This window comes from Corynebacterium glaucum (assembly GCF_030408855.1).
GTDB classification, from domain to species: domain Bacteria; phylum Actinomycetota; class Actinomycetes; order Mycobacteriales; family Mycobacteriaceae; genus Corynebacterium; species Corynebacterium glaucum.
This window is the reverse complement of the sequence record NZ_CP047358.1, coordinates 2237946-2263648: the sequence shown is the minus strand read 5'-3', so window position 1 is coordinate 2263648 and position 25703 is coordinate 2237946. Positions and strand designations below refer to the sequence as shown.

Annotated in this window: 24 protein-coding genes; 16 read left to right on the top strand and 8 right to left on the bottom strand. The window is 62.9% G+C overall.

Going from position 1 to position 25703, the window contains the following annotated elements; all coding sequences use genetic code 11:
* Positions 1–23 precede the first annotated feature (23 nt).
* Together CGLAUT_RS10980 and CGLAUT_RS10975 are read right to left on the bottom strand one after the other, a co-directional pair.
* Positions 24–1118, bottom strand: a complete 1095-nt coding sequence (locus CGLAUT_RS10980; RefSeq protein ID WP_290185187.1) for a Fic family protein — start codon at positions 1116–1118, stop codon at positions 24–26.
* Positions 1119–1200: 82 nt separating this feature from the next.
* The gene (locus CGLAUT_RS10975) at positions 1201–2568 is read right to left on the bottom strand and encodes an FAD-dependent oxidoreductase (RefSeq protein ID WP_290185186.1); all 1368 of its coding nucleotides are present in this window, start codon (positions 2566–2568) and stop codon (positions 1201–1203) included.
* Positions 2569–2849: 281 nt separating this feature from the next.
* On the opposite strand from CGLAUT_RS10975, the gene CGLAUT_RS10970 reads away from it, so the two are divergent.
* Genes CGLAUT_RS10970 through CGLAUT_RS10925 form a run of 10 tightly spaced genes read left to right on the top strand, consistent with a single transcriptional unit; the run spans position 2850 to position 11603 of the window.
* The gene (locus CGLAUT_RS10970) at positions 2850–4514 is read left to right on the top strand and encodes a nitrite/sulfite reductase (RefSeq protein WP_290185184.1); all 1665 of its coding nucleotides are present in this window, start codon (positions 2850–2852) and stop codon (positions 4512–4514) included.
* Positions 4511–4789, top strand: coding sequence for a hypothetical protein (locus CGLAUT_RS10965; RefSeq protein WP_095660767.1), 279 nt, complete (start codon positions 4511–4513; stop codon positions 4787–4789). The genes CGLAUT_RS10970 and CGLAUT_RS10965 overlap by 4 nt, the downstream gene beginning before the upstream one ends.
* Positions 4779–5579 carry a phosphoadenylyl-sulfate reductase gene (locus CGLAUT_RS10960; RefSeq protein WP_095660766.1) on the top strand — a complete coding sequence of 267 codons (801 nt, stop codon included), beginning with the start codon at positions 4779–4781 and terminating at the stop codon, positions 5577–5579. The genes CGLAUT_RS10965 and CGLAUT_RS10960 overlap by 11 nt, the downstream gene beginning before the upstream one ends.
* Before the next feature lie 41 nt (positions 5580–5620).
* The gene (gene cysD / locus CGLAUT_RS10955) at positions 5621–6532 is read left to right on the top strand and encodes a sulfate adenylyltransferase subunit CysD (RefSeq protein ID WP_095660765.1); all 912 of its coding nucleotides are present in this window, start codon (positions 5621–5623) and stop codon (positions 6530–6532) included.
* A complete protein-coding gene (locus CGLAUT_RS10950; RefSeq protein ID WP_290185180.1) occupies positions 6532–7821 on the top strand; it encodes a sulfate adenylyltransferase subunit 1 in 1290 nt (429 codons plus the stop codon). The genes cysD and CGLAUT_RS10950 overlap by 1 nt, the downstream gene beginning before the upstream one ends.
* A gap of 27 nt (positions 7822–7848) precedes the next feature.
* On the top strand, positions 7849–8541 hold the full coding sequence (locus CGLAUT_RS10945) for a sirohydrochlorin chelatase (protein ID WP_290185178.1): 693 nt from the start codon (positions 7849–7851) through the stop codon (positions 8539–8541).
* Position 8542: 1 nt separating this feature from the next.
* On the top strand, positions 8543–9469 hold the full coding sequence (locus tag CGLAUT_RS10940; RefSeq protein ID WP_095661189.1) for a sulfite exporter TauE/SafE family protein: 927 nt from the start codon (positions 8543–8545) through the stop codon (positions 9467–9469).
* A 20-nt stretch (positions 9470–9489) separates the two neighbouring features.
* On the top strand, positions 9490–10170 hold the full coding sequence (locus CGLAUT_RS10935) for a GOLPH3/VPS74 family protein (RefSeq protein WP_290185176.1): 681 nt from the start codon (positions 9490–9492) through the stop codon (positions 10168–10170).
* Between the two features lie 28 nt (positions 10171–10198).
* The gene (locus CGLAUT_RS10930) at positions 10199–10885 is read left to right on the top strand and encodes a GOLPH3/VPS74 family protein (RefSeq protein ID WP_290185174.1); all 687 of its coding nucleotides are present in this window, start codon (positions 10199–10201) and stop codon (positions 10883–10885) included.
* 19 nt (positions 10886–10904) lie between these two features.
* Positions 10905–11603: a GOLPH3/VPS74 family protein gene (locus CGLAUT_RS10925; protein ID WP_095660760.1), complete on the top strand. Its 699-nt coding sequence runs from the start codon at positions 10905–10907 to the stop codon at positions 11601–11603.
* 69 nt (positions 11604–11672) lie between these two features.
* Here CGLAUT_RS10925 and CGLAUT_RS10920 read toward each other — a convergent pair whose 3' ends face one another.
* Positions 11673–12197, bottom strand: coding sequence for a type 1 glutamine amidotransferase domain-containing protein (locus CGLAUT_RS10920; RefSeq protein WP_095660759.1), 525 nt, complete (start codon positions 12195–12197; stop codon positions 11673–11675).
* A 92-nt stretch (positions 12198–12289) separates the two neighbouring features.
* Positions 12290–13768 carry an AI-2E family transporter gene (locus CGLAUT_RS10915; protein WP_095660758.1) on the bottom strand — a complete coding sequence of 493 codons (1479 nt, stop codon included), beginning with the start codon at positions 13766–13768 and terminating at the stop codon, positions 12290–12292.
* A gap of 147 nt (positions 13769–13915) precedes the next feature.
* Here CGLAUT_RS10915 and exaC point away from each other — a divergent pair, with 147 nt between their 5' ends.
* From exaC to CGLAUT_RS10890, 5 genes are all read left to right on the top strand, one after another.
* Positions 13916–15436 carry an acetaldehyde dehydrogenase ExaC gene (gene exaC, locus CGLAUT_RS10910; protein WP_290185171.1) on the top strand — a complete coding sequence of 507 codons (1521 nt, stop codon included), beginning with the start codon at positions 13916–13918 and terminating at the stop codon, positions 15434–15436.
* Positions 15437–15665: 229 nt separating this feature from the next.
* Positions 15666–17549 carry a molecular chaperone DnaK gene (gene dnaK, locus CGLAUT_RS10905; RefSeq protein ID WP_290185169.1) on the top strand — a complete coding sequence of 628 codons (1884 nt, stop codon included), beginning with the start codon at positions 15666–15668 and terminating at the stop codon, positions 17547–17549.
* Between the two features lie 14 nt (positions 17550–17563).
* The gene (gene grpE / locus CGLAUT_RS10900; RefSeq protein ID WP_290185167.1) at positions 17564–18280 is read left to right on the top strand and encodes a nucleotide exchange factor GrpE; all 717 of its coding nucleotides are present in this window, start codon (positions 17564–17566) and stop codon (positions 18278–18280) included.
* Positions 18281–18380: 100 nt separating this feature from the next.
* A complete protein-coding gene (dnaJ, locus tag CGLAUT_RS10895; RefSeq protein WP_290185166.1) occupies positions 18381–19595 on the top strand; it encodes a molecular chaperone DnaJ in 1215 nt (404 codons plus the stop codon).
* Between the two features lie 105 nt (positions 19596–19700).
* On the top strand, positions 19701–20048 hold the full coding sequence (locus CGLAUT_RS10890; RefSeq protein WP_095661188.1) for a heat shock protein transcriptional repressor HspR: 348 nt from the start codon (positions 19701–19703) through the stop codon (positions 20046–20048).
* Positions 20049–20332: 284 nt separating this feature from the next.
* On the opposite strand, the gene CGLAUT_RS10885 is transcribed toward CGLAUT_RS10890, so the two are convergent.
* From CGLAUT_RS10885 to CGLAUT_RS10875, 3 genes are read right to left on the bottom strand one after another with little or no spacing between them, the layout of a single operon-like run.
* Positions 20333–22096 carry a pyruvate dehydrogenase gene (locus CGLAUT_RS10885; protein ID WP_290185164.1) on the bottom strand — a complete coding sequence of 588 codons (1764 nt, stop codon included), beginning with the start codon at positions 22094–22096 and terminating at the stop codon, positions 20333–20335.
* 37 nt (positions 22097–22133) lie between these two features.
* Entirely contained in the window at positions 22134–23327 is a 1194-nt protein-coding gene (locus CGLAUT_RS10880) for an alpha/beta hydrolase (protein ID WP_290185162.1), read from the bottom strand.
* Complete coding sequence (locus CGLAUT_RS10875) at positions 23320–23598, bottom strand: hypothetical protein (RefSeq protein ID WP_290185160.1); 279 nt, start codon at positions 23596–23598, stop codon at positions 23320–23322. The genes CGLAUT_RS10880 and CGLAUT_RS10875 overlap by 8 nt, the downstream gene beginning before the upstream one ends.
* A gap of 92 nt (positions 23599–23690) precedes the next feature.
* Here CGLAUT_RS10875 and CGLAUT_RS10870 point away from each other — a divergent pair, with 92 nt between their 5' ends.
* Positions 23691–24545, top strand: coding sequence for a carbon-nitrogen hydrolase family protein (locus CGLAUT_RS10870; protein ID WP_290185159.1), 855 nt, complete (start codon positions 23691–23693; stop codon positions 24543–24545).
* Positions 24546–24583: 38 nt separating this feature from the next.
* Here CGLAUT_RS10870 and CGLAUT_RS10865 read toward each other — a convergent pair whose 3' ends face one another.
* On the bottom strand, positions 24584–25693 hold the full coding sequence (locus CGLAUT_RS10865) for a ferredoxin reductase domain-containing protein (RefSeq protein WP_290185157.1): 1110 nt from the start codon (positions 25691–25693) through the stop codon (positions 24584–24586).
* Positions 25694–25703: the final 10 nt, after the last annotated feature.

Here is a 25703-nt window from a genome sequence, read left to right as displayed (position 1 = left end):
AATTGTAGGCGGATCTCTTAACATTAAGGTCTGGTTGTGGTGCCAGCGCCGGTGAGTATTTCCAAAGCTGCAGTGTTGAGGAAGATTTTCGTGCGACCGGCCTTTTGTTCCTCAAGGATCCCGGCTTGCGCAAGTGAACTCAACCAGATCGAGGCGGTCTGCCGCGTAGCAAGGTCTTTCGCTGGCAGGTCAGCGATTCGCACGTACGGCTGCATGTAAAGAAGTTCGGAAAGCTCTGCCGCAGGCTGGATGCCCAACTCGCGAATGTGATCCCTCGTCTCTGCCTGCGCCCTCGTGAGTTCATCGATGAGGTCTGCTGTGGCGCGAGCCGATGAAGCCACTGCATCAACCATGAAAAGAATCCAATCTTCCCAGGCGTTGTCAGCTGTGACGGCTCGAAGCAGACGGTAGTAGCTGGATTTGTTCTGAACGATGTAGCCGGAAAGGTAAAGAACAGGAAGATCGAGCACGTCTTCTTGCAGCAAGAGGAGGATATTGAGGATTCTTCCAGTGCGGCCATTTCCGTCGTAGAACGGGTGGATTGCCTCGAACTGATAGTGTGTTGCCGCCATAAGTACGAGGGGATCCAACCCGTGATCCGAATAGATGAATCTTTCCCATTCGGTGAGATGCCGCTCGATAACATCTCGACCCTCCGGCGGTGTGTATCTACGAGTTCCGGTCACGGGATCGCCGATGTAGGTTCCGGGGGTTGATCTCACCGTGGCGGGATTACCGGTAAGTGTTGAAGCGATCTCAATTGCGACCTTTTCTGACACTGGGCGGTTTCCAAGAAGCTTCACGCCGTGTCGAAGAGCGTCTCGATATCGAAGCGCTTCCTTAGTCGCAGGGTCGGGGGCGGGGTTAACGTTGTACTCGGCACGAAAAAGTTCGTCGTTTGTCGTGACAATGTTTTCAATCTCCGTTGAAGCTTGTGCTTCTCTAAGAGGTATCGTGCTCGTGATGATGTCGGGGTTTGGAATAAGCCGGCATGCTGTGTTCAGCGCAGCTAGGGCGACTCGAGCCTCGATTACCGCCTTAAGCACCTTGGGTGTTTCGAGTACCTGGCTCGGTGGCAATGGGGGCAGTTGGTTGAAAGGCGCCTCTGGGTCGAACATGCGCGTCATGTTAAGACGATAAGCATTTTGCCCCTCTGATGTCGACCAGAGAGGCAAAGCTTAACATCAACCGCGTGAAGCGCTAACCCTCGCGCTTGTGGGTGGAGTGTGCGAGCATGTCCTCCCACTCGACGATCTTCTTGCGCTCGCGGGCGTTGGTTCCGCAGTCTGCACCTGCGGCGCGCTCGGCCTCATCCAGGCGGTACCAGCCATCCCAGGTGGTGTATTCGATGTCGCGCGACTGCAGCAGCCCCAGAATCGCATCCGGATCCTCGTGCGCCGGAGCGGTGAGGCGGCCGGCAAGGGCATCGCTGACCAGCATGTCCGTCGTTTCCTTGGCGTCGGACTTGGTGTTGCCGATCAGGCCGATCGGGCCACGCTTGATCCAGCCGGTGGTGTAGAGGTCTGGGACGATCTCGCCGTCTGGGTCTGTGAGGACGTGGCCGCCGTCGTTCGGGATGACGTGGCGCTCGGTGTCGAAGGGCACGCCCTCGACCGGCTCGGAGCGGTAGCCCACCGCGTGGTAGACCTGCTGCACCGGCCAATCGGTGAACTTGCCGGTGCCGCGGATGCCGCCTTCGCCGTCAAGTTCCTGGCGTTCCGTGCGGATGCCCACAATTGCGTCGCCCTCGGTGAGCACCTCTACGGGTGCCTCGAAGAAGTGAATGTAGATTTTGTGCGGCGAATCGTCCGGCTCGCGCATGGCGTACTGCTCCAGCACCTGGCAGACGAGGTCGACGGACTTGTCGGCCCGGCGCACCTCTTCGCTGAGCTGGTCGTAGTCGATGTCCTCGGGGGCAACGAGCACCTGGATGGTCTCGGACTCGTCGAGTTCACGCAGTTCCTTCGGGGTGAACTTCGCTTGTGCGGGGCCGCGGCGGCCGAACATGTGCACCGTTTGTGCTTGGTTGCCCTTGAGCGACTCATAGACGTTGTCCGGGATCTCGGTGACTAAGAGCTCGTCGCCAGTCTTTGCCAGCACGCGCGAGATGTCGAGCGCGACGTTGCCCACGCCGACCACTGCGACTTCCTTTGCGGAGAGATCCCAGTTGCGCTCAAAGCGCGGGTTGCCGTCGTAAAAGCCCACGAATTCGCCAGCGCCGATGGACTTGTCGCCGCCTGGAATAAGCAGGTCGCGGTCGCGCACAGCACCGGTGGAGAAGACTACGGCGTCGTAGTACTCGCGGAGCTCTTCCACGGTGATGTCGCGGCCCACGGTGACGTTGCCGATCAGGCGCAACTTCGGCTTGTCCAGCACGTTGTGCAGGCTCTTCACAATGCCCTTAATGCGCGGGTGATCCGGCGCGACGCCGTAGCGGATCAGGCCGAACGGCGCGGGCATCTGCTCGAACAGATCCACGTGGATGTCCAACTCCTGGTTGCGGATGAGCAGATCAGAGGCGTAAATCCCGGCGGGTCCGGCACCGATCACGGCGACTCGCAGACTCATAGTTCACACGTTCCTTTCGCGTTGTGGCGTTTTCTCCAGGACAATATAGACGATAGACAATGCGGTCTGTAAACCGGTCGGAAAATTTTATCCAGCCCCTACAGTGCCTGACTTGCCGCCGAGATTGTGCACTTGAGGATTCTATTCATGCTGAAACCCCAAGCTCTGTAGCGTTTTCAACGGAGCTACGTTGCGGTAGACAACATGGTACGGCAAGCTTCCCGTAAACGTCGTCAGGCAATGGCGACATAAGACAGATCGGTCTAGTAAAGGAGCTGCCCGTGAGTGCACCAACGGTGAAGCGCGAGCGTGTCCGCAAGCCGGAGGGGCAATGGCTTGTCGACGGCACCGCCCCCCTGAACCACGACGAGGAGCTCAAGCAGGCCTCCGAGATTTGGGACGTGAAGCAACGCGTTATCGACACCTACTCCAAGGAGGGGTTCGACTCCATCGCGCGCGAGGACTTGTACCCGCGGTTCAAGTGGCTGGGCCTGTACACCCAGCGCAAGCAGAACCTCGGCGGTGAGTACACGGGCGAGGACAACTCGGTGCTGGAGGACAAGTTCTTCATGATGCGCGTGCGCTTCGACGGGGGTCGCTGCACCACCGCCCAAGCTCGCGCCGTCGGCGAGATTTCTCGGGACTACGCCCGCTCCACGGTGGACCTCACCGACCGCCAGAACATCCAGCTGCACTGGGTGCGAGTGGAAGACGTGCCGGCGATCTGGGACAAGCTCGAAACTCACGGCCTGAATACCTGGGACGCCTGCGGCGACGTGCCGCGCGTGGTGCTTGGTAGCCCGGTTGCCGGTATCGCGAAGGACGAAATCATTGACGCGACCCCGGCCATCGAGCGCATCCAGGAGATCTTCACCGACGCCGAGTTCCAGAACCTGCCGCGCAAGTTCAAGTCGGCGATTTCTGGCAACGCGCGCCAGGACGTGGTGCACGAGATCAATGACCTCGCCTTCATCGGCGTCGAGCACCCAGAGCTCGGGCCCGGCTTCGAGTGCTACGTTGGCGGCGGCTTGTCCACCAACCCGATGCTCGCGCAGTCGCTCGGTGCGTTTGTCACCCTTGAGCAGGTGCCGGAGGTGTGGGCGAACGTCGTGCGCATCTTCCGCGACTACGGCTACCGCCGCCTACGCAACCGCGCACGCCTGAAGTTCCTGGTCGCCGAGTGGGGCGTGGAAAAATTCCGCCAGATCCTCGAGGAGGACTACCTCGGCTACGCGCTGCCGGACGGGCCGCACGCGCCGAACAACCTCGTCGACCGTGACCACATTGGCGTGCACGAGCAAAAGGACGGCAACGTCTACATCGGCGTGAAGCCCACGCTCGGCCACATGTCCGGTGAGCAGCTCATCGCGATTGCAGACTTGGCTGAGCGCTTCGGTGTTTCGCAGCTGCGGTTTACCCCGTTCAAGGAGCTCTTGCTGTTGGGGGTTGATCCCGCAGACGTCGATAAGCTCAAGCTCGAGCTTGACCAGCTGGGCCTGAGCAGCGAGCCGAGCGAGTTCCGCCGCGGCCTGATTTCGTGCACGGGGCTGGAATACTGCAAGCTCGCGCACGTCACCACCAAGTCGCGGGCGATTGAGCTTGCCGACGAATTGGAGGAGCGCTTCGGCGACTTGGACTCGCCGATCTCGATCTCGCTGAACGGCTGCCCGAATGCCTGCGCGCGCCACCACGTCTCCGACATCGGGTTGAAGGGCCAGATGGTGGCCGGACCCGACGGGGAGAAGGTGGAGGGTTTCCAGGTGCACCTCGGCGGCACGATCGGCGAGGGTGCGAACTTCGGCCGCAAGCTGCGCGGGCACAAGGTGCTTTCATCCGAGCTGACGGAATACGTCACGCGCGTGGTGCAGCACTACGTGGACCAGCGCGTTGACGGCGAGACGTTCCGCGACTGGGTCCAGCGCGCAGAAGAGGATGACCTGCGATGAATTTCCGCCGGGAGCCGAACCCGAATCGCAACCACCCGACGTTTTGCCCCTACTGCGGCGGCGAGGAGCTGTGGCCGAACGAGGAGACCGATTTTGCGTGGAAATGCGGCGAATGCCTGCGGATCTACGAGGTCAAGTTCTATGGCCAGGACGCGCCCGCAAACGCTCCTGCGCCTGCGCTGTCCACCCCCGACGCGCTGCAAGCGTCACTGAAGCGCAGCGGGCATACTGCGGTCCTGCGCGCAACCGGAGATACTGGCAAGGATGAGTACTAACATGATCAACTTGCTGCACACTGGCGGCAGCGGCGACTCAGGTTACCGCGACCCTGCCATCAGCCCCGATGGGCCCACCACGACGGAGCCCCTCCCACCCGAGATCGCCGAGCGCAATGCCGCGCTGGTTGAGGAGTTCGCCGATTCGCTTTACGACGCTCCGGCTGACGCAATCCTTGCATGGGCCCACGAGCACGCCCCGGGGCCGGTGGCGGTGACGCTGTCGATGGAGAACACGGTGCTGGCGGAGCTCGCCGAGCGTCACCTGCCCGGCGCCGACTTCCTGTTCCTAGACACCGAGTACCACTTCCCGGAGACCCTGGATGTGGCCGCTGAGGTGGAGCAGCGCTACCCGGAACACCGCCTGGTGCGTGCGACGGCGGTATTGAGCCGTGCCGAGCAGGACAAGGTCTACGGGCCGAACCTGTTCCTGCGCGAGCCGTCCGCCTGCTGCCGGATGCGCAAGGTGGAGCCGCTCGCCGTGCACATGAGCCCTTACGTGGGCTGGGTGACCGGTCTGCGGCGCGCCGACGGCCCGACCCGCGCGGAAGCGCCGGCGCTATCGCTGGACAACACCGGACGCCTCAAGATCTCCCCGCTGGTCACCTGGTCGCTGGAAGACACCGAGGCCTTCGAGCGCGACGAGAACCTGATCATCCACCCGCTCACGCGCCAGGGCTACCCCTCCATTGGCTGCGCCACCTGCACCATGCCGGTGGCCGAGGGCGAGGACCCGCGCGCCGGGCGATGGGCATTTGCCAACAAGACCGAGTGCGGCTTGCACGAGTAAGTCACGAGTAAGTCACCAGTAAGTATTGAAGGACTGAGTACATGGGTACAACAGTGAACGCGCTTTCGCCGCACCTGAAAGATTTAGAGAACGAGTCCATCCACATCCTGCGTGAGGTGGCCGGGCAGTTCGACAAGATTGGCCTGCTGTTTTCCGGCGGCAAGGACTCCTGCGTGGTCTTCGAACTCGCCAGGCGAGCCTTCCATCCCGCCGCCATGCCGATTGAGCTGTTGCATGTGGATACGGGCCACAACTTCCCCGAGGTGATTGAGTTCCGGGACGCGCTCGTCGATAAGCACAATGCCCGGCTGCGGGTGGCGCACGTGCAGGACTGGATTGACCGGGGCGACCTGGTGGAGCGGCCTGATGGCACGCGCAACCCGCTGCAGACCGTGCCACTGGTGGAGACTATCGCCGAGGTTGGCTATGACGCGGTGCTGGGCGGTGCCCGGCGCGACGAGGAGCGGGCCCGCGCGAAGGAGCGCGTGTTCTCCGTGCGCGATTCTTTCGGCGGCTGGGATCCCCGCCGCCAGCGCCCTGAGCTGTGGGATCTGTACAACGGCGGCAAGTTGCCGGGCGAGAACATCCGCGTGTTCCCGATCTCGAACTGGACCGAGTCGGACGTGTGGGAGTACATCGGCGCGCGCGGCATCGAGCTTCCCAGCATCTACTTCGCGCACGACCGTGAGGTGTTCAACCGTGGCGGTATGTGGCTGACGGCTGGAGAGTGGGGCGGCCCGCGCGACGGCGAGGAGATTCAGACTCGTCGCGTGCGCTACCGCACCGTGGGCGACATGTCCTGCACGGGTGCCGTGGATTCGGATGCCACCACCATTGACCAGGTGCTGGCGGAGATTGCCACCTCCACCTTGACAGAGCGCGGCGCCACCCGCGCGGATGACCGTTTGAGCGAGTCCGCCATGGAGGACCGCAAGAAGGAGGGCTACTTCTGATGTCGAACACCACTCTTGCGGGCGCAGCCGCTGCGTTAGCAGAGCGCGCAACGCTGCGCCTCTGCACCGCCGGCAGCGTCGACGACGGCAAGTCCACCTTCGTCGGCCGCCTGCTGCACGACACCAAGTCGGTGCTCGCCGACCAGCTCGCCTCGGTGGAGCGCACCAGCGCCGATCGCGGTTTCGAGGGGCTCGACTTGAGCTTGCTTGTCGACGGCCTTCGGGCCGAGCGCGAGCAGGGCATCACCATCGACGTTGCCTACCGCTACTTCGCTACGGACAAGCGCACCTTCATCCTCGCCGACACCCCGGGGCACGTCCAGTACACCCGCAATACGGTCACCGGCATGTCGAACTCCCAGGTGGTGGTCTTGCTTGTCGATGCCCGCAACGGCGTCGTCGAACAAACCATCCGCCACCTCACCGTGTCCAAGCTGCTGGGCGTGAAAACGGTCATCCTCGGCGTGAACAAGATCGACCTGGTTGACTACTCGCAGGAAGTCTTCGAGGACATCCGCGCTGCGTTCGAGGCGAAGGCGCAGGAGTTGGGTATCGAGGAGCCGATCGCGGTGCCGATCTCTGCGCTCAAGGGAGACAATGTCGCCGAGCGCTCTTCCAACATGGACTGGTACACCGGCCCCACCGTGCTCGAGCTTCTCGAAACCATCCCCGTCAACTCCGGTCGCGCGCTCGAGCTGCCGTTCCGTTTCCCCATCCAGTACGTCCTTCGCGAGCACGCCTCCGACTACCGCGCCTATGCAGGCAAGGTCACCGCAGGGAGCATTTCGCTTAACGACGTGGTGTCTGCCCCCAACGGGCGCGAAACCCGAGTCGTTGGCATCGACTCCGCCGACGGCGAAGTCGAGCACGCAGAGGCAGGTGACTCCGTGGCACTTCGCCTGGCAGACGAGATCGACCTCACCCGTGGTGACCTGCTGGCGGCGCAGCCGCGCCCCGAGGACGTCACCGAGTTCGCCGCCACCGTGGTGGGCCTAACCGAGAAGGACCTCGCGCCGGGCAAGCCAGTGAAGCTGCGCTACGGTACTTCGCTCGTGCGCGCTCGCCTGGCCAGCGTGGACCGGATCTTGGACATCGACTCCGCTGATAGCGACGTCATCGATCCTGCGGGAGTGGGTTTGAACGACATCGCGCACGTGACGATCCAGGTCGCTGACGAGCTTCCGGTGGAGGACTACGCCGCCCGCGGTGCCGTCGGTAGTTTCCTGTTGATTGACCAGGCAAGCGGGAACACGCTCGCCGCCGGGTTTGTGGGCACGCGCCTGCGCTAAGGACGCTAAGGACGCTAAGGACTGGCCATGACTGCGCTGATCACGCTCTCGCACGGGTCTCGCCACCCGAATGCCCGCGCCGGCGTTCAGGCGCTCACCCACGCGGCTGCAGAGCGGCTCGGGGTGAACGGCACTGACGCCCACCTCGAGTTCATCGCGCCCAGCCTTGAGGAGGCGGCACGCGAACTCGGCGAACCCGCGGTAGTCGTACCGCTGCTGTTCACCGAGGCATTCCACGCCACGCACGACGTGCCGGAGCACCTCAAGGCGGCTTCCGCGCACGCGCCGCTGAAGCTGACGCCCGGCCTTGGGATGGGCGAAGACATCGCCGAGGTCCTTGCCGAGCGTGTTGCACTTGATGCACCACCTAGCGCCCACATCGCGCTGTACCCAGTGGGGACATCGAATGCGCAGCAGACGCAGGGATACGAGGCGCTCGCCGTCAACGTGGGGGAGCGCAGTGGTCACAGCGTGAGCGTGGTCGCGGCAACACGCGGCGGCATCACTGCGCTCACCGAACTTGCCCGCGAGCGCGGGAACGTTCACGTGCTGCCCCTCTTCGTCGCCGATGGGCTGCTGCTGGATAAAGCGCGGGAGGCCATACCGCGCATCGAGGCGGAAACCGGCGCGCGAATGTCGTGCTCCGGTCCGCTCACCACCGATCTGGCCGGCATCGTCGCCAGCCGCTACACCACCGCATTGGAGGTTTGCCATGCGTAACCTGACCGCGCTGCTGCTGATTTCGGTCGCCGGCTTCGCCGCACAGCTTGTCGATGGTGGGTTGGGGATGGGCTTCGGCGTCACCTCCACCACCATCCTGATCATGCTCGCGGGCTTAACCCCCGCTACCGCCTCTGCTGTGGTGCACACCGCCGAGTTGGGTACCACCTTGGTATCCGGTGTGGCGCACTGGCGCTTCGGCAACGTGGATTGGCGCACCGCCTTCGCCGTCGGCATTCCGGGCGCGATCGGCGCGTTCACCGGCGCCGTCGTGCTCACCCAGCTGCCGATGGAGCACGCGCGCCCCATCATGTCGGCGATCCTCGCCATCATCGGCGCGAACCTCATGCTGCGCTTCGCGCGCGGGCTGACCCGGCGCAAGCTTTCTCCGAAACCGCACTCGAAGCGCTTCCTCGGCGGGCTTGGCTTGTTCGGCGGCTTCGTCGACGCCACCGGCGGCGGAGGCTGGGGGCCGGTGACCACCACCGCGCTGCTTTCCGCAGGCCGTTCCGAGCCGCGCCGCATCGTCGGCACCGTCAACACCGCCGAGTTCTTAGTCACTGCCGCAGCGACCACAGGCTTCGTCGTCGGCATGTGGCACGACCTGCTGGCCAACCTCGCGGCGGTGGGCGCACTCTTGGTCGGCGGCGTGATCGCTGCGCCGATCGCAGCCTGGCTGGTCTCCCGCCTCAACCCGATCCTGCTTGGCGGACTCGTGGGCACCGTGATCACCATGCTCAACCTGCCTGTGGTGCTCGCGGCGCTCGGTCTGGACCAGCACCTGTGGATCGTGCGAGTCCTCATCCTGGCAATCGGCGCGGTGCTGTCGTGGCGGGGTGTAATGAAAGCACGCGCGAACTCGAAAGCTGCGTCCGAACTTGAGGGTGCGACCGCCACTGAAATCGTCGTGGAACCCCAACGCGCCTAAGACCGCGTAGGTTTAACGGCATGTTGATTGCCGAGCAGCTCTATCTGCTGCTGTATGACGATCATGGGTTCGGCACAGGCCACGGTCGCTTCAACGATGCGGGTGTCGCCGCTGGCGTGATGGCGGACCTCTCTCTGGGTTACGGTGCACTGCAGTACTCAGACAACCGCGCCCGGCGGGTTCGTGTCATTGCTGGATTGCCCCCGAACGCACATCCCGCACTGGCTGCTGCGCATTCAAAGATCCTCGAGAAGCCTGATCGTCGCGCGGAGGATTGGATGAGCCGCGGCAACATTGGCAAGCATGAGGATGTGACTGTAGGGCTCGTGCACCGCGGCGTGTTGATACCAGAGTTCAGCAAGGGCATCTTCCTCTCTTCAACCTACTACCGCACCCGCGACGCCTCCGTCGAAAAGCAATTGCGCGCGCGGCTGCAAGCGGTGATGTTCGGGCACAAGCAGGCGGCGCTCGATGAGGCGGTTGTCCTGCTGGCGCTTGATGCGCTGTGGTCTGTGCGAGGGATTCTGAAAGCTGAGCTGACCGGGATGCCGAGAGGCGAGAGTCGGGCGCGAATCCGGGAACTTCGAGAGAAGGCGACGGATCCCGCGTACGGGTGGGTTGATCCGCTGCTCGGGCATTCGCTCAAGGCGTGCATGAAATCGCTGCGTCAGGCGCAGAATAACCACGGAGCGTCCGCGTAGCGCTGCGCGTTTTTGTAGCATCGGGACCATGCTGATCACGGAACAGGTTTTCCTGCTGCTCACCACCGACAAGGGCAGCGGCGAGCCTTGGGTGGGCTACCGCAGGTTCGGTCTTGGCGCGGCGATCCTCGCTGATCTTGCGCTGCACGACGTGGTTGCCTTCACCGATGAGAAGCGTCCGCGCGTGAATGTGACCGGCGAACTGCCGCCGGATGCGCACCCGGCGCTGGTCAACGCGCACCAAATGATCCGCGAGAAGCCGAACCGGCGTGCGCAGCGCTGGATTGGTCACAGCGACTTCGGGCGCATCGACCTTTCGGCAGCGAATCTCGTCCAACAGGGTGTGCTCGAGGAGCACTCCCGAGGCTTCCTCTTCATCCAGTGGGCGCAGTATCCCACCCGCGACGCCTCTATTGAGCAGCGGTTGCGCGCCCGGTTGCAGCAGGTCTTTCACGGCCAGGCACAAGAGACTATCGACGAAGGCGTCACCCTGCTCATCGTGGATGCGGTCAACGGGACGCGGAATGTGTTCAAGGAAGAGATCAGAGGGCTTGAGCGCAAACAGGTGAAGGGAACGATTGAGGAGATCCGCCATTCGCTGACTGATCCGGCACTGAACCGCACCGTGGAAAGCGTGGCAATGGCAGTCCAAGGCGCGACCACAGCGCTGATCGCCACCGTTGCAGCGGCGAACGCCTCGGTGGCCTCCGGCTAGGGTCGCTAGGATCGTGGCCATGCTGATCGCGGAGCAAGTCTTCCTGCTGCTGACCAACGACAAAGGCGGCGGCGAAGCGTGGGTGTCCCACCGCAACCTCGCCCTCAACGGTGCGCTGCTGTGCGATTTGGCCGCGCACAATTACATCGCGTTGGAGCGCAAGCGGCTCAGCCTGCGTGTGAGCGCGACGGTGCCGTCGAAGTCGGTGCAAGACCCGCTGCTGCGACACGGCGTTGCGGAGCTGGAACGCAAGGGCGAACGGCGGCTTACCTCCCTGCTCGAATCGGGGAAGTTTGCACAGCCGAGTGTGGTGGCGCAGCGGTTCGTCGCAAATGGTGTGCTTGCTGAGGAGCAAAAGGGCTTCCTTTTTGTGAATTGGAACAAGTACCCGACGTTGGACCCGAGCGTTGAAGCGAACCTGCGGGCGCGTCTTCAGCAGACGCTGCACGGTCAAGGCCAGGAGTCCTGGGACGAAGCCGTGGTACTCACCCTGTTGGACGCGATTGAGGCGATCGGCCCTGTGCTCAAGCAAGAGACGAAGGGAACCAAGCGCCGCGATCGGCGCGAGACCCTCGGTGAGATCGCGTACTCCTTGATATCACCGGAGCTCGAGCGCACTGGCACCCTGCTGTCGGACACGGTGCAGGCCGTTCGGGAATCGATCGTCGCGATCATCGAGGAAGAGCGCCGCCAGGCACAAGCTCGGGCTAGAAGGTAAACGCCAGGGAATCGGAAATGACAAAACCCGCGCCATTGGCGCGGGTTTGTACTGGAAGCGAGAACGCGTTTACTTCGCAAACTCCTCAACGAGTGCCGCGTTGAACGCCGGCAGGTCGTCCGGAGTGCGGGAAGAGATGAAGCCGGAATCGACCACAACTTCTTCGTCGACCCAGTTCGCACCAGCGTTGATCAGGTCGGTCTTCACGTTCTCTACAGAAGTGAGCTTGACACCCTTGATCAGGTCCGCATCGGTGAGGATCCAGCCGCCGTGGCAGATCACACCGATTGGCTTGCCTGCGCCCTGGATCTCCTTGACCAAGTTCACAGCATCCGCGTTGATGCGGATTGCGTCCGCGTTCACAGTGCCACCCGGCAGGATCAATGCGTCGTAATCAGCGGCGTTGGCCTCCGAGGTGGTTACATCCACGGACACCTTGGTGCCCTTTTTGCCCTCAATTTCGCCTGCCTCCGGTGCGATCACGTGCGCGGTCGCGCCCGCAGCCTCGACAGCTTCCTTCGGCGAAGTCAGCTCGGAATCTTCGAAGCCGTCGGTAGAAATGATCGCGATCTTCTTGGAGCTCAAGTCAGCCATGGTGGGTTCCTTTCGTAAGATTTTTCCGTTGTGTCTCTCCACGGTACGGAAAGTCTGGAAATCGTGTCGGGACCATAGCTTGACGACGGCAACTACGCCTCGTCGTCTTCGAGCTTGCGCTGTCGCTCCTTGTCGGATGTGTTCTCCCCGTCGGGATCAATGCTGCGGGCCTTGCCCGGCACCTCCCGGTCGTAGGTCTTCTTCGGGGCTTCCTTGCCCGCCGGTACGCGGGTGGAGCCCAGTGAAGTCTTCACTGGCTCGTCCAAGTCTGGGCTTTCGCGGCGGGCCATCCGCATCATGTGGTTACGTACCGCGAGGAACGCTTCCTTGGAATCAAGCGCTTGCGATTGCTGGGTCGCGATTTGGATGTCGTCGGCAGTGATCTGCCCCGCGCGCAGGGAGACCATCTCGGCCCAGTAGCGGAACCACACGGCGAGGACCGCAGCGATTGGCACCGCCAAGAACGCTCCCACGATGCCGAAGATGGTGCCGCCGAGGGCAACCGCAAGCAGCACGATCGCAGCGTGCAGACCCATTGCGCGCGACTGCAGGATCGGCTGGAGGACGTTGCCCTCAATCTGCTGCACCGCGATGATGAGGATCAGCACGAAGATTGCGTTCCAGAAACCGTTGGACACCAATGCGATGATCACGGCCAAGGCGCCTGCGGTGAACGCACCAACAATCGGGATGAAGCCGGCGAAGAAGGTGATCACGGCCAGCACCGGCCACAGCGGCACACCCAGCAGCAGCAGGCCCACGCCGATAAAGATTGCGTCCACCATGGAAACGATTGCCTGGGTGCGGATGAAGCCGGACAGCGTGTTCCAGGAACGCATGAGCACCTCAGTGAGGTGCCAACCGGTCTTCACGCCGGTGTACTTGCGCAGCCACGGCAAGAAGCGGTCGCCGTCTTTCAAGAAGAAGAAGGAAAGGATCAGCGTGAGTACCAGCGTGGTGCCGAGCGAAGCGATGGTGCCGATGCCGGAGAACACGCCGGAGGCGATGTTCGAGGCGTTGCCGCGCAGCGCGTTCGTGACCTGCTGCAGACCATCTTGGATCTTGTCCGGGTCGATCAGCTGTGGGTCGACCCGCTGCTCGACAAAGTCCAGGATCTGCTGGATGCCCTGCTGCGCCTGCTCGTAGAGTTGCACGCCTTGTGTGCGCACCGTCGGCGCCATCGCAGAAAAGATGCCGATGATCGCGCCGAAGAAACCCAACAACACGATGAAAACGGCGAGCGCTGCGGGCACCTTCTTGTTCCGGAGCCACCGCACAGGGGGCCAGAGCACAGTGCAGAAAATCAGCGCTAGCAGGATCGGCAGGAGTGCCATCCAGACGTAGCGAAGGAGGTAGAGCATGATGCCGGTCGCGATGACCACAATGATGAACCGCAGCGCCCAGGCGGCTGCGGTTCTGGCGTCGGCCGCGATCACATCGCCGCGGTCGATTGGTTCGCCTGAGAGCTCTTGGGCTGCGTCGGCCGGGGTGGGCATCATGTGCACGTCTTCGACAGCAGTGTCGAGTGCGCCCACATAATCCGAATTGTCGTTATCAGTCACGCGCGTCATTGTGCCAGAAGTGTTGGTATTTCCTCACTCGCAGCGTCCAAAGCTTTTGGTACGCCATTGGAATCGTTATGCCCTAGCCCACAACGCTCAAACGGTGTAATCTGGCGCACACCTTGATTTATGTTCCTGATGGAAAGGACCCGAACCATGACCGTGTACGCCAACCCCGGCACCGAAGGCTCGATTGTCAACTACCGCAAGCGCTACGACAACTACATCGGTGGCGAGTGGGTTGCCCCTGCTGACGGCGAGTACTTCGACAACATCACCCCGGTCACCGGCGAGATCTTTTGCCAGGTTGCGCGTGGCAAAGAAGCTGACATTGAGAAGGCGATCGACGCTGCGGAGAAGGCCGCACCGGGCTGGGGTGCGACCTCAGCAGCCGAACGCTCCCTCGTCCTGCTTCGCATTGCGGACCGCATGGAGGAGCACCTCGAGGAAATCGCCGTCGCCGAGACCTGGGAGAACGGCAAGGCTGTGCGCGAGACCCTCGCCGCCGACATCCCGCTGGCCATCGACCACTTCCGCTACTTCGCCGGCGTGATCCGCGCTCAGGAGGGCCGCCTTTCCCAGCTCGATGAGGACACCGTGGCCTACCACTTCAACGAGCCTCTCGGCGTTGTCGGCCAGATCATCCCGTGGAACTTCCCGCTCCTGATGGCCGCGTGGAAGTTGGCCCCGGCGCTCGCCGCCGGTAACGCAATCGTCCTCAAGCCTGCGGAGCAAACTCCTGTCTCGATCCTCTACCTGATGGACCTTATCGGGGACCTGATCCCGCCGGGCGTGCTGAACATTGTTAACGGTATGGGTGATGAGGCCGGTGTGGCTCTGACCAGCTCGGACCGCATTGCCAAGATCGCGTTCACCGGCTCGACCGACGTGGGGAAGATCATCAACAAGGCAGTCGCGGAGAAGATCATCCCGGTCACCCTCGAGCTTGGCGGCAAGAGTCCGTCGATCTTCTTCCCGGACGTGCTGGCTAAGGACGACGATTTCCGCAAGAAGGCCATTGAGGGCTTCGCGATGTTCGCGCTCAACCAGGGCGAGGTCTGCACCTGCCCGTCGCGTGCGCTGGTACACGAGTCCATCGCGGACGAGTTCCTGGAACTCGGTGTGAAGCGAGTCCAGCAGATCACCACGGGCAACCCGCTGGATACCGACGTGCAGATGGGTGCGCAGGCGTCCGTCGAGCAGATGAACAAAATCCAGTCTTACCTGGAGCTCGGCCCGCAGGAGGGCGCTGAGGTGCTTACCGGCGGCAAGGTGAACAAGATTGAGGGCCTCGAAGAGGGCCTGTACATCGAGCCGACCGTGTTCAAGGGCACCAACGACATGCGCATCTTCCAAGAGGAGATCTTCGGCCCGGTCATGAGCGTGACCACGTTCAAGGACTTCGACGAAGCGATCAAGATTGCCAACGACACGATCTTCGGCCTCGGTGCCGGCGTGTGGTCCCGCGACGGCAACACCGCGTACCGCGCCGGCCGCGCGATCCAGGCGGGTCGCGTGTGGGTGAACCAGTACCACTCCTACCCGGCCCACGCCGCGTTCGGTGGCTACAAGCAGTCCGGCATCGGCCGCGAGAACCACCTCATGATGCTCGCTCACTACCAGAACACCAAGAACCTCCTCTGGTCCTACTCCGAGCAGGAGACCGGTCTCTTCTAGGAGCTTTTCGCTTATCGACGCCCCGTTTGACCCAGCCTTCGGCAAGGTCAAACGGGGTTCTGCCATCTGCTCAGGAAAAGTTGAGCGTGTTGGGAACAACTTTGGAATGGACGCGTTGTAACCATTGAGCGCGCTCGGCTCAACCACTGGTACAGTAGGCCCGGTGAAGTTGAGCGGAAGCGCTGCAACTTAATGAAAAACGACTTCCAATCAGGAGGAAACAACCACCATGGCACAAGCAGTAGGCATTGACCTCGGTACCACCAACTCCGTCGTCTCCGTCTTGGAGGGCGGCGAGCCGGTTGTTATCGCCAACGCTGAAGGCTCCCGCACCACCCCGTCCATCGTCGCGTTTGCGAAGAACGGCGAGGTGCTTGTCGGCCAGTCCGCGAAGAACCAGGCTGTGACCAACGTTGATCGCACCGTGCGCTCCGTGAAGCGTCACATGGGCTCGGACTGGACCGTAGACATCGACGGCAAGAGCTACACCCCGCAGGAAATCTCCGCTCGTACCCTGCAGAAGCTGAAGCGCGACGCTGAGGCCTACCTGGGCGATGAGGTTACCGATGCCGTGATTACCGTCCCGGCGTACTTCGAGGACGCGCAGCGTCAGGCCACCAAGGAAGCTGGCCAGATTGCGGGCCTGAACGTGCTGCGTATCGTGAACGAGCCGACCGCGGCTGCGCTTGCATACGGCCTGGAGAAGGCCGACAGCGAGCAGACCATCCTGGTCTTCGACCTCGGTGGCGGAACTTTCGACGTCTCCCTGCTTGAGATCGGCGACGGTGTCGTCGAGGTGCTGGCTACCGCCGGCGACAACGAGCTCGGCGGCGACGACTGGGACCAGCGCATCGTCGAGTGGCTGACGGACAAGTTCAAGTCCCAGAACGGCGTTGACCTGACCAAGGACAAGATGGCCATGCAGCGCCTGCGTGAGGCTGCGGAGAAGGCCAAGATTGAGCTGTCCTCCCAGCAGCAGGCCAACATCAACCTGCCGTACATCACCGTCGACGCAGAGAAGAACCCGCTCTTCTTGGATGAGACCCTGTCTCGCACCGAGTTCCAGAAGATCACCTCTGATCTGCTGGACCGCACCAAGGCGCCGTTCAACCAGGTGATCAAGGACGCTGGTCTTTCCGTCTCCGACATTGACCACGTCGTCTTGGTCGGTGGCTCCACCCGTATGCCGGCCGTGACCGACTTGGTCAAGGACCTCACCGGCAAGGAGCCGAACAAGTCCGTGAACCCGGACGAGGTCGTGGCCCTCGGCGCTGCTCTGCAGGCAGGTGTCCTGCGCGGTGACGTGAAGGACGTGCTGCTGCTCGACGTCACCCCGCTGTCCCTGGGTATTGAGACCAAGGGTGGCGTGATGACCAAGCTCATCGAGCGCAACACCACCATTCCGACGAAGCGTTCTGAAACCTTCACCACCGCTGAGGACAACCAGCCTTCTGTGCAGATCCAGGTCTTCCAGGGCGAGCGCGAGATGGCTGCGGCCAACAAGCTGCTCGGTTCCTTCGAGCTGGCAGGTATCGCACCGGCACCGCGCGGAGTTCCGCAGATCGAGGTCACCTTCGACATCGACGCTAACGGCATCGTGAGCGTGTCCGCTAAGGACAAGGCCACCGGCAAGGAGAACACGATCAAGATCCAGGAGGGCTCTGGCCTCTCCCAGGAGGAGATTGACCGCATGATCAAGGATGCGGAGACCCACGCTGACGAGGACCGCAAGCGTCGTGAAGAGCAAGAGACCCGCAACAACGCGGAGACCGGTGCTTACCAGACCCGCAAGTTCATGGAAGAGAACTCCGACAAGCTGCCGGAGGACCTGAAGACCCGTGTCACCGAGGCTGCAGACGCTGTGGACGAGGCGCTCAAGGGCGACAATCTGGACGAGATCAAGTCCGCAGTTGAAAAGCTGAACTCCGAGGCGCAGGAGCTGGGCAAGGTGCTCTACGAGGCTGAGGCCAACGCTGGTGCCACCGCTGCAGACGGTGCGGACTTCGCCACCGCGCCTGAGGACAACGTCGTCGACGCCGAGGTTGTCGAGGATGACACTGAGGCTGGCACCGACACCACCGGCACCACCGGCAACCCTGACGAGAAAAACTAAGGAGCGAGCGGGATATGACGAACCCAAACGTGAACCCCAACTCCGCCCGCGAGATGGCAGATAACCCGGGTGCACCGGATAACACCGACGAGCAGTACGTCTCGCCGGATCAGGCGGAGACCATGGCGGACGAGGCCGCGGAGGCAGAAGCTTTCGAGACCATGGCCGATCCGGACGCAGAGGATCCCCTTACGGAGGTCTCGGACGCGGAAATCGCCGACGCGGTCGAGGCTGAACTCGGGGAGGTCAACCCCGATGCGGACGGCGACGGCACAGTGACCGACATTGAGCTCCAGCTCGCCGAGCGCACCGAAGATCTGCAGCGCGTTAGCGCAGAGTACGCCAACTACCGGCGCCGCTCTGAGCGTGAGCGTGCCGCGGTGGCGGAGCAGTCGAAGGCGAAGTTCGCTGAGAAGCTGCTACCGCTGCTCGACGACCTCGACCTCGCGGCCCAGCACGGTGACCTCAACGAGGGCCCGCTGAAGTCCTTCAGCGACAAGTTCCACAGCATCCTGGAAGGCCAGAAGTTGCAGGCTTTCGGTGCCGAGGGCGAAGCCTTCGACCCGGAGATCCACGAGGCAGTGCAGGACCTGTCGGAAAGCGACGAAAAAGTCGTCGGCACTGTATTGCGGAAGGGCTACAAGATGGGCGACCGTCTGATCCGTAACGCAATGGTGATCATTGGGGATGCTGCTAACGCGGCTGGCGGCGAAGCGTCGACAAGCAACTAGTGCCTGCAAAAATCCCCGACGGCCGGGCGCGAGCTACACACCGCTCGCCCCGGCTTTCTTGCTAAAACCATATTGAACGATTGCGAAAGGAGGGTGCGAGATGGCGATGCAGCAAGAATGGGCCAACAAGGATTACTACGGTGACCTCGGAATATCCTCAAGCGCCTCTGCCGCCGACATTAAAAAGGCGTACCGCAAGCTCGCACGCGAAAACCACCCGGACTCCAACCCTGGCAACAAAGCAGCCGAGGAGAAGTTCAAGCGTGTGGCCGAGGCGTACGACGTAGTCGGCGATGAGGAAAAGCGGAAAGAGTACGACCAGTTCAAGTCGATGATCGGCTCCGGCGGCTTCGGAGGATTCGGTGGCCGCTTCGGAGGGGGAGGAGGCACCGGATTTCCGGGCGGGTTTCGCACGACGACGCAAACCGACTTCGACGCCGCCGACTTCGACGACCTCTTCGGAGGGGGCGCTGGACAAGCTGGAGACGGCGGCCTTGGTGATATCCTCGGTGGCTTCTTTAACCGCGGCAGCAGTGCTAGCAGGAGCGCTCGGCCGTCGCGGGGGGCGGATGTCGAAACCGAAATAGCCCTGGACTTCCGCGAGGCCGCGAAGGGTACGACGTTCCCTGTGGAACTCACCGGCGAAGCGCCGTGCACGACATGCCACGGATCTGGGTCCCGCACCGGCAAGACGCACGCCTGTGAGGTGTGCGCCGGCTCCGGCTTCATCCGTGAAAGCTCCGGCGCGTTCGGCATGGCCCGGCCGTGTACGAACTGCGGCGGATCCGGTGAGGTCATCGAGGACCCGTGCCCGACGTGTGACGGTACCGGCACCGTGCGTCGCACCCGTTCGATCACCGTGCGGATCCCCGCTGGGGTCGTTGATGGACAGAAGGTGCGGCTCGCGGGACAAGGCGAAGCGGGGCCGAACGGCACGCCATCCGGCGACCTGTTCGTGCATGTTCAGGTACGCCCTGACCCGGTGTTCACCCGCTCCGGTGACGATCTGGAGATCACCGTGCCGGTGTCGTTCGGTGACCTGGCGCTCGGCGGCACTGTGACGGTTCCGACCCTGGAAAAGGCGGTCAAGGTCAAGGTGCCCGCGGGTACGCCGAACGGGCGAACTCTGCGCGTGAAGGGACGCGGCATCGAGCGCAAATCCGGTGCTGCAGGTGACCTTTTGGTCACCGTCGAGGTGACAGTGCCGAGCGACGGTGCGCTGGATGCCAACGCCATGAGCGCCTTGCGCACCTACGCGCAGGCGGAAAAGGACTCCGGTTTCAACCCGCGCGCCGGGTGGGCCGGAGCCCGCTAACTCCCAAGGAGGTGAGAAGAAGTGGCTGACTCAAACTCATCAACCAACAAGGTGCGTGATGACGAGCAGTACTACGTCATCTCCGTTGCCGCCGAGCTGACAGGCATGCACGCACAAACGCTGCGCACCTACGATCGGCTCGGTCTCGTCTCTCCGATGCGTACCCGCGGGGGCGGGCGCCGCTACTCCGCGCGCGACATTGAGCTCTTGCGTCGCGTGCAGTACCTCTCCCAGGAGGAGGGTGTGAACCTCGCCGGCATCAAGACGATCATCGAGCTGACCGAGCAGATCGAGGTGCTTGAGGAAGAACTGCAGGCTGAGCGTGCGGCTGCGTCAGAGTTGCGCTCGCAGTTGTCAACGCGCCGTCGCGGTGCCGAGCTGGTTCACGTGCCGCGCTCCACTGCGGTGGTGGCTTGGGAGCCATTCGCTTCACGACGGTCGCGCAACCGCTAGACCCGGCACCCCGGCGAAACGCATCTTGGTGATGGAGACAGTGAGGCCGCTACCGGGAAAGGGGACCCGGTAGCGACCTCACTTATGTTATCGACTCAACCCAAGTTTCGAGCGATGGATAGATAACAACCTGGCAACACTGAGGCTAGGCGCTGGCATTGTGATAGTTGCCCTCGGAACCATGACTCTGCCTCAGTCGAATTGGCCCCGGCTGAAAGGCGTCCCGTTTTCCTAGGTTCAATCACACTGGCGAACGATCCAGACAGGAGAGGGCGAAGCCGGAGCTACTTGAACTCGATCGATGCCGCGGCACCAATGTGGCGCAGGTTCGATCGCGCCAAGTCGATCATGCGGCCCACGCCACCCTCGAGCGTCAAGGTCTTTACACCCGCAGTGGTGAAGCCCTTCAGCATGTCCCAGGTGATATCCGGCGGCAGGGAAAGCGCGTCGGGGTCAGTGACAATGTCCACCAGTACTGGGCCGTTGAACGCAAGCGCCTCGGTAAGGACCGGCTTGAGGTCTTTCGCTTCTTCGATGCGGAAGGACTTGATGCCTGCACCCTCGGCGATCGCCGCGAAATTCACGTGCTCGTGGTCAGTTTCGAAGTCGGGGAAGCCGGCAACGAGCATCTCCAGCTTGACCATGCCAAGCGAGGAGTTGTTGAACACGATCATCTTCAATGGCAGGTTGTGCAGGCGCACGGTGAGCAGCTCGCCGAGCAGCATGCCCAAGCCGCCGTCACCGTGCCAGGAGATGACCTGGCGATCCGGGAACGCGCACTGGATACCAATCGCCATCGGCAGCGCGTTGGCCATGGTGCCGTGGAGGAACGACGCTTGCTCGTCGCGCTTGCCGTTCGGGGTGAGGTAGCGAGAGGACCACACGTTGCACATGCCGGTGTCCACGGTGAAGTACGCGTCGTCATCGGCAAGCTCATCAAGCACCGAAGCAGCAAGCTCCGGGTGAATCGGCTTCTTCGCTTCAGCGGCCTTGTGGGTGTACTTGTCCACCACGTCTTCAAGCAGCTCGGCGTGGCGCTTGAGCATCTTGTCCAGGAACTTGCGGTTCTTCTTTTCTTCGATGTGCGGCAGGATGTTGTCGATCACGCTCGCGACATCGCCCACCACCGGGTACGCAACCGGGGTGCGACGGCCGATGTGGGAGCCGTCGATGTCGATCTGACCGACATTCTTGCTTGGCAGCCAATCGACGTACGGGAAGTCCGTGCCGATCATGAGGAAGAGGTCAGCTTCCTTCGACGCTTCGTGGCAGGCACCGTAACCGAGCAGGCCGGACATACCCACGTCGAATGGGTTGTCGTGCTCGATGTACATCTTGCCTCGGAAGGAGTGGCCAACCGGTGCCTTGATCTTCTCGGCAAGGGCGAATAGCTCCTCGCGGGCGTTGCGTGCGCCGTAACCGGCGAAGATTGTGACCGTGTCGGCCTTATTAATTGCCTCGACGAGACGCGCCGCCTCATGCGGGTCCGGATACACGCGACGTTCCTTACCCACTGCGTAGTTGCCGCTGGCGGTGTAGGCATCGTCGGCCACGTCATCAGCGAATACGTCGCCTGGCACAACCAGCACGGAGACGCCGTTGCCTGCCAGTGTCGACTGAATCGCGTTGTGCAGCACGCGCATGCCCTGATCTGCAGAGTGCACCATTTCCAAGTAACCGGAGCACTCTTGGAAGAGCAGTTCCGGGTGAGTTTCCTGGAAGAAGGAGGAACCAATCTCCGCAGACGGGATATGGGAGGCGATTGCAAGCAGCTTTGAGCCGTTCCGGTGCGCTTCGAAGAGTCCCTGTACAAAGTGGGTATTGCCTGGGCCGCAGGATCCACCGCAGACAGCGAGCTCATCGCTTGCAAGGGCATCGGCACCCGCAGCGAAGGCGGCAGCCTCCTCGTTGCGCACGTGCACCCACTCGAGACCGTGCTTGCGCACCGCGTCCGAAAGCGGGTTCAGCGAGTCGCCGACAAGACCGTAAATGCGCTTGACGCCCAACTCCTCCAAGTGGGCCACAAGCTGGGTGGCAAAGTTAGTCATGGTGTGCTCCTTGGTTCATCTATTTGTTAGCGCGTTCTCACCGCTCGACCGTCGAGCCTACCGATTTCTGCAGCTTGGACCCCGGTGGCTGTGACAGAGCAGTCAGGAATGCCTCGTCTGTGAAATACGAGGAATGGTCGCCCGTTACCCCCTCCACAACAGTTGCGCCATAGCTCGCAGTGCTTGGCGACGACCCCCCGAGCACACCTTGATTTCCTCGTCGGAGGGCCAGAATGGGGTCTCGATCAGCGTCGACCACAAATACTTGAGAATCTGGCCCAGCAAGGGTGAGGTCATTGACGGATTCTCCGTACACGCCCGGGCTGCCGAGCAGCCACAACTCGTCTGCGAGAAGACCGCTGCGCTGTGCCGCACGAGTGGCCACTACCGTTCCGTAGGAGTGGGCGACCACGGTTTTCTGGGCATCGGGGTAGCGTTCCTCCAGCGCGGCCTGGAACATCGCGAGGTTTACTGCGCCTTCGCTTGCCGACGCCGGCGACAGCGCCCGCGGCAGTGTCTTTGGCGGCTGGTAACCCTGCCACACAACCACCGTCGCCCCGGTGCGTTGGGCGATCAACTGTGCCTTCTGCAGTTCGTGGCCGAGGGAGTCGGGGTGGCCTGTCGTTGCGCCAGCGACCATGGTGATCACGCGCGCCGGGTCGATGGAGTCACCGACAAGGACTGTGCTCCCGCTGGGACCAGCCTCAAGCACTATGCCGCCTGCAGCGTCGATCACCGCTTGTGTGCTCGCAGGCAGGGTGGACATGTGGTGCGCGTGGAGCTCGTGGACCGCGGTGTCCGGGTGGTTCACCAACGCGTCGAACCCTGCGCCGCGGGTGCGGTTGATCTCGCGGGCAAGCTCCGTATCAAGCTGCATCGACAGTGCGTTGAGCCAGACGATGATCCGGTAATGGCCAGCCGCCTGGGCGGCGTGGGCGGCGGCATCCAGCGCCGATTGTGCACGGGCGGCCCAGATGAGCAGCTCAGCGATGCGGCGCAAACTCTGCGCGTGGCCATCCAGCTCAGTTGAGAAATCGGCCAGCCGAACAAGCGCAAGATCGGGAGCGGGGCCTGCGAACCCGGTCGCACTGATAGCAGTAGCCGCCTCACGCGTGGCGCGTGCGCGGGCCGATACGGTCGCCCCTGCGCTCGACACGAGGGACGCAGCCGCGCGCAACTCATTGGGGTCGAGGCGGGGCGCGTATGTAGGAAGGGTCGCAGGGCTAGCCATTGCGCAGCGACCTCGCGAGGGCAGTGTCGAGTGCAGTGTCAAGAGCAGTGTCGATGTCGGCGGCTGTCTGGGCAAAAGTGGCGATGGAGTCGAGGTGGTTGGTTAGGCGGCGCAGTGTGCCGTCGATAAGCAAATGCTCCTTGTGCTGCACTGCGGCGAGGGCTGTGGCTGCGAGCGATGGGGAAAGCTGTGCTGTAGGGAGGGTGGAGGTGTCGGGGAGGTGTGCGCGGGCGGTGGGGGCAGTGGTGTCGGAAAGGGCGAGAAAGTTCATGCCGACAACCATGCCAAAGCGAAATAAACAAAATCAAGAGCGAGTGAACGATCTGTGGATAACCCGCTGCCACGCGCATTAGAGTTATCCACATGAGGATTGCCTTATTGCAAGTGATCACCGGCGCCGATAAGAGCGAGAATTTTGCGCGCGTCGAGCCGCTGATCCGCGACGCAGCGGCCGCGGGTGCCAGCCTGATCGTGCTGCCAGAGGCCACAAGTCAGGCCTTTGACCAGGGCAGACTAGACACGCAGGCGGAAGAACTCGACGGGGAGTTCTCGACGGCGATGCGCACGCTTGCCGACGAGCTCGGGGTAACCGTGGTCGCGGGCATGTTCCGCCCCGCCGACACCAACGTGCTCGAGAGCAACGGTGAGCGAAAGACGGTGAACCGGGTGCGCAACACCGCGCTGGTGACCGGCGGCGGGACGCACACGGGCTACGACAAGATTCACGCGTACGACGCGTTTGATTACCGCGAATCTGACACGGTGAGAACCGGTGAGGAGCTGGTCACGTTCGTGCACGAAGCGGACGGCGAGAGTGTGGTGGTCGGCATGGCGATCTGCTTTGACATCCGCTTCCCGGAGCAGTTCAAGGAGCTTGCGCGACGCGGCGCTGAGGTCATCGTGGTGCCCACGAGCTGGGCTGATGGGCCGGGCAAGCTCGAGCAGTGGCGGGCGCTAAACGCGGCGCGTGCATTGGATGCGGGCGTGTTCATCGCAGCGACCGGACAAGCCCGGCCCGATTGGGAGGAGAGAGCGGGGGAGGAGTCCGGCCCGACCGGCATTGGCCACTCCGTAGTGGTCAACCCGCAGGGTGTGCGTATCGCCGAAGCTGGCTACGCGCCAGAGACGCTCATCGTGGACATCGATCTGAGTGAAGTCGCCGCGGCCCGCAAGGCGCTGCCGGTGGTCGCGATCACCGAAAACACGGTGATGCGGTAAGGATGCGGTAAGGAAGCGGTAACAATGCGGCAGCGGGGCTAGCCCTCGTCGGGCGGGGTAGTCCAGTCGAACTGCGCGTCGTGCGCAACGACGGTAATCCCGTTCTGTGCCCTCTCGGCACCCGCCGCGTGCAGCGAACGCACCAGCTCATCGGTACGCGCCTTCGTCCCGCACAGCACCACCTCGCGGCCCCACCACGTGCCCGCACCGGCGAGAAAGGCAGACAGCGGCGCCCACACGTGGTTCAGCCCCGCCTCCTGTGCGGGGCCGGCGTCCTCGCCGTCTGTCACGGCGCAGGTGACGGTCAGCCAGTCATGTGCCTGGTTCAGCGCGCCGATGGTGCGCAGATCGTAGAGCTCATCAGTCGTGTCCGCACCGATCAGCAGGTGGACATCCGGGCGGGTCTCACGCTCCAATATGCCGAAAAGCATGGCTTTGGCCGCCGCCCAGCCGGTGCCCACCGCGGCAATCATCGCCTGTTCACAATCCAGCACCGGGCTCGGGCCGCGCGCGGCACCCAGCGTCAGGTACGTCCCGGCCTCGGGTTCAATCTCACCGTCCACATGGAACTCGAGTTGGCCAAAGCTATTCGACGGCAGCGCCGGCGCCAAACCGCGCCACACCCCCTGCCGACCCACCTGCATGACTGGCAAGACCTGGCCGGGAGCGTAATCCACCTGGATGCCGGCTTCCAATTGGACGATGGTCACCCCGCTGTCCGTCCCACCTGCCGGAGCGACCTCAGTGATCTGCGCGGCGGATGCCGCTGGGATCCCGGCTAAGTCAGCTTCTTCAACCGCGGTGCGCATCGTTTCGGCGACGGCGACGAGGATCTCGCGGGACTGGGAATCGGCGGCGGAGGCGTCGGCAAGCATGTTCGCGACCGCCGGGAATTCCGCGGACGGAAAGCCCACGCGGCGCAGATCCAGCGCCCATGCCCGCACACGTTTGATCACACCGGGGCGCAGTTTGGCGTTGGGGGAATGGGACAAGATCCAAAAGGCGGCGTCGACAAGTGTTTGTGGCACTTCCCGCGTGCCTTCCGGCAAGATTGCGGCTCCCTGCTGCCCGTATGCATCGATGAAACGGCTATACATCGCGGCCCGCACCAGGCCCGGTCTCTGTATGAGTGCGGCAGGGATACTCATAGACCATAAG